Raw genomic sequence first — 6,100 nt, forward strand, 5'->3', positions numbered from 1 at the left:
TTATTTTCATGGGAGTTGAAGAAGAAAAGCCGCCATAAAAGGCAGCTGGATCTTCAACTCTTCCACCCGTTAGTTAAACAAGTACCTCTGACTTCTATTGCGTATTATCCCTGTATTTGTGAACAAAAATTTTTTGAATTATTTTAATCCCAAGAAAGATAATATTTAGTAAATAAATGAAGGAGATGATTAAAATGACGGTCAACAAATACGTTAAAAATATTCTAGGTGTTGATGTACGTGCCCGTTTTTCTACAGTAGATAGCGGAAATTATTATGACCCCTTCAAATATCCCATTATCCATAAACAAATAAATGGACGAGAGATAGTACCGCTTGATGTTAAAAAATTATGGGGGAAATAAATCATCCAAAATATTGAAAATTGTGTTATTGCCCAAATATAGATAATCAAGATTCGCATATGATGTTACATAACAAAATCTAGTCCATTTTCCTTAACCATCCTTTTTAGGATGGTTTTGTATTAGGTTGAAATTAGTAAATCTCTAATACATAAGCTAATAAATATTCCACATAATACTTTTGTAATTTCAATTTTATTGCGAAAAGAGGTCTTTAAATGACAGTTGGAAAAGACGTTCAAACAGCATTAGCAAGTTTAAAAAGTGCACAGGCAAGCTTTGAAACCTTCGCTTTAGCAACTGACAACCAAAACGCTAAACAACTTTATCAACAAGCTGCACAACAAACACAATCTGTTCTTGATAGTCTTGAACCACGTCTTCAAGAAATTCAAGCCGAGGAACCACAATACAAACAACAATAATTGTGTTCTGACCACAGCGGCATTTCCTATTATATGGAATTAATTTTATCAATTAAGTTCCATATAATACTTTGAAAACAATTTAAACGTCTATCTTAAAAAACTACCTATCTAGGGTAGTTTTTTAGGTTGTTCATTCGTTACGTAATATCGCTCAAATACGTCATAAAGATTGATTTTTTATTATACTAACCTGCCCGTTAGCTCATTAAAAAATAAGCCACCAATTTGGCAGCTAGATGCCCCTTAGGGTTAAGTACAATCCTTCACAAATTATTCCAATCAAAATATCCTTAACGATTGCTTCAGAGAGGTCGGTGTATATCTTAAAAGATTTTTTCGAAAAATACACAAAGGAGGTGTAAGATATGAGGCATATTTTAAGAATTGTCATGAAGTTTATTGCAGCTGTTGTTGTTCTAGGCATTATTGATGCGTTGGGCTACGATTTGGGTGCTTCTGATATCCTAGGGATTTCAGCGGTTTTAGCTATTGTTAGTTATGTATTGGGCGACTTATTTATTTTACGAGTTACCAATAACACAGTGGCAACGATTGCTGATTTTGTCTTATCGTTTGTCATTCTCTACTTAATGATGGATAATATGACCATTGAGGATGACGTGTTTTCCGCTTCACTTATTGGCTCGATAGCGATCACAGCTTTTGAAATCTTCTTTCATCGTTTATTAGGAAGAGAACGTGGCAAACAGGCTTCCAATCAGCGACAAACCATCCAAACTGGAAGACCACAATTTCAAACAGAAGCCTCTTCTGAATTAACTCCTGTTAAACAGGATGTAAGAAGTGCTCAACAGGACAAGTCTCAGGAGGACCAGAATAAACAATAATAATCTAAAAAAAGCGTACATTCCAAATGAATGTACGCTTTTTTAAATTATCCCAATTATTCCGCTGCATTTTCGAAAGCAATTTGATGTGCGTCTAAGATTGACCCGCCTTCCACCTGGTTCTTAATTCCCACCGAAAACGATTACTACCTTATCAATTTATTACCCATTTCTTTGACTATCCTGCCAGTTACTTGAAGAAGAAAAAAGCCACCTTGATGGCAGCTGGATCTGTAACTCTTGCACCCGTTAGCCATCCATGAAGCGCAAAAATCATCGCTTCACCACAGAGAATGAAAATGGATCAGGCAGTCTATACTGTTTTAATGCTGGCGAAGAAGGTCTTTGAACTATGGTGCCTTTGAGCCCATCCGTTAGTCTGACTCCAACGACCACGGTGTACCACCGACTGTCGCACCCATTTAGGGGTAGCACTTATGGGAGATTAATCCTTTTTCTGGTTGTTGCGCTAGCTTTGCCTTATTTAATACTAATTAGAAAGAATCCATTTACCTGTTCAACCATTATATGATCTTTCAAGAGGCTCAGCCTTTTTTTTAAAACTGGTTTTTCTGGGTCTATTTTTGTATGCTCTTTTTCAGTTTTTATTTTCATGGGAGTTCAACAAGTTTTACCATTCTCTCCATTCTTCCGTAAGGTCATCTAATGTTTCTAACCCTGCTAACTGAGCAACAGATAATATATATTCTACTAATTCCTCTCTTTCAGTTGTCTCAATAAAAGAATCGTATTGTTCATTTAGCTGGTTAAATTTTAGAACAATTTCTTTAACACAGGCTAACAGTTTTTTTTGAGTCGCTTTTTCATTCAAGCCTTTAATTTTAGCAAAATACTCATTCAGTGATGTCTCTGCCGCACTTATATTTTCGAGTGTAAACATATCATCTCCGTCTTCCATTCTTTCTCGCCATTTAAGGGTTGGTATTGGGATATTTTCTATTTTTAAATTAGTTAAATCCTTTCGTTTATGCGAATAATGCATTTTCTGTGTAAAATGAACAGTCGGTATTCTTTGGCAATAAGATAAATCGCCGTCTTCAACATTTGTGTTTGTAAAATCAAAACCTTTTAATTTCGGCAACCCGTTTGTAAAAGCAATGGATTCCATACTCCCACAAGCTCTTAAAATTAACGATTCTAAATTTCCCAAACTTCCAATAGGATTAAAATCTTGAATCTTTTTGCAGTTCTCCATTGTTAATATCCTTAAACTGTTTCTTAAAAGCTGGATAGCGGAGATGTCTGTCAATTTATTAAGTCCATACAAATCCAACTCTTGTAATTTTTTAAATTGACCAATTCCTTCAAATGATTCAATTTGGGCTTGAATTAGATGTAACACTTCAAGATTTTCAATTTCCCCAATTTCAGAAAATGTCTTAGAAAGTGGTTTATAACCCCATATCTGCATCCGCTTTAGGTTCTTTAATTTAGAAAGTCCAGTTGCATTGGTTGGCAGTTCTCCATAAAGTTCCTCTAAAGAGAACAGATTCCCTAAATCAAGTTTTACTTTTTTATTTAAGTCATTCATAGCTATAATTTTCAAATTTACAAGGTGTGATAAACCCTCAAGTTTTCTTATATTTTCACCTTTAATAAAAAGTTTCTCAATATGAGGACATTCCTTTAGAAAGTCAATATCTGAAAGATTGTAGCTCCCGCCGATTGAAATACTTTTAAAATTGTGAACTTTAATTAACTCCAGACTCTCTGAAATGTGTTCAGAAGATACAATCAGCCTTTCTTCTCTATCATCTAGATTTCTTATTATTTTGATGTTACCGATTTTATATGATGCCATAGCTCCTCCAATATCTTAACTGAATGATAAATACAAATATTCTATGTTAATTAGTGGAAATCCTTCTTCAACTCCCTCAGTTTAATACGAATATCTCTCGAATGCTCCCTTATTCGCAGGATTTCATAACCCTTGTAATTGGATTTACGGGTAAATGAAATGAGTTTAGATCATTTTGGCTCCGTGAAGGCATAGTTAAATAAAGGAGTCAGCTATCACTCCATATTTTACCATATAATGTACATCTCCACGCCGCCCCTGGAGGCTTTCCCTCCCATGTCTCAACGGGTCAATTGCCCTCTCATTCCTTCGTCATGCCTTTCCAAGGGGTGGAGGCCAGTTATGCTAAACTGATGGGTCACAATGCCCTTTTGTTGAATAAACCTGGTACTCCGTACATATTTGAAATCCTGCGAATAAGACAACCTTCAAAATTAAAGAAACTATTTAAAATACGTTTTTTCTATGCAGCTAAAGGGATTACGGCTTGGATTTTATTGGGACAGTAAGAGTCGTTTCTTCGTGCTATTGCTACAAAAATCCTAGCTAATTTACCTATCAGTTTCATGATTGATTTCATTTTCTTTAACTTCTTTACCTTCACATTATGGGAATGGAGGGCTTTAAACTCAGGGTTATTCATCACAAGGCTCATAGTTGCTAAGTAAAGGAATCGTCGCAGTCTGGACCTTCCACGCTTTGAAATGACAATCTGGCCCTTCCATTTGCCTGAGCTTGCTTCAGCTAGGTGTAATCCCGCATGACGTAATAGAGAGTTTCCATGGGAGAAACCACGTAGATCTCCTGATTCACCTAGTATCCCGGCTAATGAAATTTCACTTATTCCTTTAATCATAAGTAATTTTTTTGCAAATGGTATGGTGTAGAGAACATCTTTGACTTGTTGTTCAACTCTTTCGAGTTGTTTTACAGCGAGGTCATATTCCTCTAATAATTGTTCTAAATGGAATTTATAAGCATCAAGGGCTTGTCCGGTCCCAATAGAGGATTTTGCTAGATTGATTAGTAATTGAGCCTTTTTGGGTCCTGGTTGTCGTTTCATTAAAGACTTCCATCCCCTTATGACATCTAGTGTTTCTAGTGAAGATATTTCATCCGGTGTAGGAAATAAACGAAGGGTTGCGAGAGCCCCTTTGCACGATACATCTTTAAACACTTGTCTGAGTTCCGGGAAGACTACATCCACCCATCGATTTACTTGATTAATAGCCATCACGAGACGTTTAACAATTACATCACGGTTAGAAATTAGAACTCTAAGTTTCTCAAATGATTCTGAGGTTGGACGAACAAAGGAATAATAGCCGTTTTTCACCATATCCGCTATAACGAGGGCATCTTTTTTGTCACTCTTCGATTGAGTATTGTCCCGATTCTCTTTATTCCTTTTTACTAAGTGGGGATTCACCGTAACTACTTCAATGTTTTGTTTATCCAACCATTTGGATAGGTTAATCCAGTAATGTCCTGTAGGTTCCATCCCTACAATTGTTGAATCTAAGTTTTTTAGTTCTTGTAAGTTTTGAATCCAACTTAATAGTTTTTTGAACCCTTCTTCATTGTTTTCAAATGTAAGAGGATCTCCAACTACAATTCCACGGAAGTTAACAGCTCGAGCAACGTGTAATTGTTGGGCAATATCCACACCTACAATTAGATGAGAATCGGAAATTCTTTCTATTAGTTGATTTTGTTTGTCTTGCATTTTAAAATTCATATTAGGGCTTCCTCCTTAAGACTCTGAGTTAGATTGGACTCTATACTCGAATCTTACTGAGGGGCTCTATTTTTTTCAAACCTGATATTTAACGTTCTACAGGAATGCTAAACTGCCCCGTTAGTTGATCAACAAGAAAAAAAGAGCTGCCGCTGCTCATCTTAAATTCAAGCACCAAGCACCCGTACCTTTATATCCTTCATAAAGTTGGGATGTAACTGTTTAAGAGGTGTTTCAATCGGGATTTTAGAATATAAATAGCCTCAAAACAATCCTCCTAAGCAATCTAAAAGAATTTCAATTTGAATTGATTTGTACTTCCTGATTTGCATATACATTAACAAGACCATTTGGCATATGACAAAATAACCTATTCGGAGGATTTTATGACCCTTGAAGCATTGAAAAAAAACAAAGGCGAAGTAGCTATTGGAATATCGATAGGGTTAATCGTTGAGTTTGTGGTAATGGAATTATTATTAGTGACAACGAATTATTCCATTTTGTTTGGAGTGATACTCGTAGGAATGGTTTTAACTATTGGACTCAGTGTCTATTTTTTTATCAAAGGAAAAGATTATACAGGAATTGGTCTGATTATTTTCTTAGTTATTGATATCTTATTCTTCCTTTTCTTTTATTACTAAGATAATCGCTGGATTTGTTTTACATAAAAATTTATTGCCTTTTAGGTAAAAAGTAAAATAGGTAGACTGCATTTTAGGGCGGTCAAAATTAGAAACGGGAGCTATTTAGCTTCCGTTATTTTTCTTAGTTTGGATACTTTTTATCGCAAATCCTTCCGCAACGAATCTGCTTCGTTACTTCAATAAGAAAAGCCGCCAAAAAAGGCAGTTGGATCTTCAGCTATTGCACCCGTTACTTTAAGTTATCATGAA

At 35.5% G+C, this 6,100-nt stretch carries 6 protein-coding genes; 4 read left to right on the forward strand and 2 right to left on the reverse strand.

The window, feature by feature from the left end:
* Window positions 1-194: 194 nt before the first annotated feature.
* From ACIFOT_RS23295 to ACIFOT_RS23305, 3 genes are all read left to right on the forward strand, one after another.
* Complete coding sequence (locus ACIFOT_RS23295; RefSeq protein WP_430068506.1) at window positions 195-365, forward strand: hypothetical protein; 171 nt, start codon at window positions 195-197, stop codon at window positions 363-365.
* Window positions 366-583: 218 nt separating this feature from the next.
* Window positions 584-790, forward strand: a complete 207-nt coding sequence (locus ACIFOT_RS23300) for a DUF1657 domain-containing protein (protein ID WP_430068509.1) — start codon at window positions 584-586, stop codon at window positions 788-790.
* 368 nt (window positions 791-1,158) lie between these two features.
* Complete coding sequence (locus ACIFOT_RS23305) at window positions 1,159-1,641, forward strand: YndM family protein (RefSeq protein WP_430068511.1); 483 nt, start codon at window positions 1,159-1,161, stop codon at window positions 1,639-1,641.
* Window positions 1,642-2,272: 631 nt separating this feature from the next.
* Here the strand turns inward: ACIFOT_RS23305 and ACIFOT_RS23310 are convergent.
* The gene (locus ACIFOT_RS23310; protein WP_430068514.1) at window positions 2,273-3,463 is read right to left on the reverse strand and encodes a leucine-rich repeat domain-containing protein; all 1,191 of its coding nucleotides are present in this window, start codon (window positions 3,461-3,463) and stop codon (window positions 2,273-2,275) included.
* Between the two features lie 463 nt (window positions 3,464-3,926).
* Window positions 3,927-5,201 carry an IS110 family transposase gene (locus tag ACIFOT_RS23315; protein WP_430068517.1) on the reverse strand — a complete coding sequence of 425 codons (1,275 nt, stop codon included), beginning with the start codon at window positions 5,199-5,201 and terminating at the stop codon, window positions 3,927-3,929.
* A gap of 386 nt (window positions 5,202-5,587) precedes the next feature.
* On the opposite strand from ACIFOT_RS23315, the gene ACIFOT_RS23320 reads away from it, so the two are divergent.
* Complete coding sequence (locus ACIFOT_RS23320) at window positions 5,588-5,848, forward strand: hypothetical protein (RefSeq protein ID WP_430068520.1); 261 nt, start codon at window positions 5,588-5,590, stop codon at window positions 5,846-5,848.
* Window positions 5,849-6,100: the final 252 nt, after the last annotated feature.

The sequence above is a fragment of the Neobacillus sp. NRS-1170 genome, assembly GCF_050468025.1.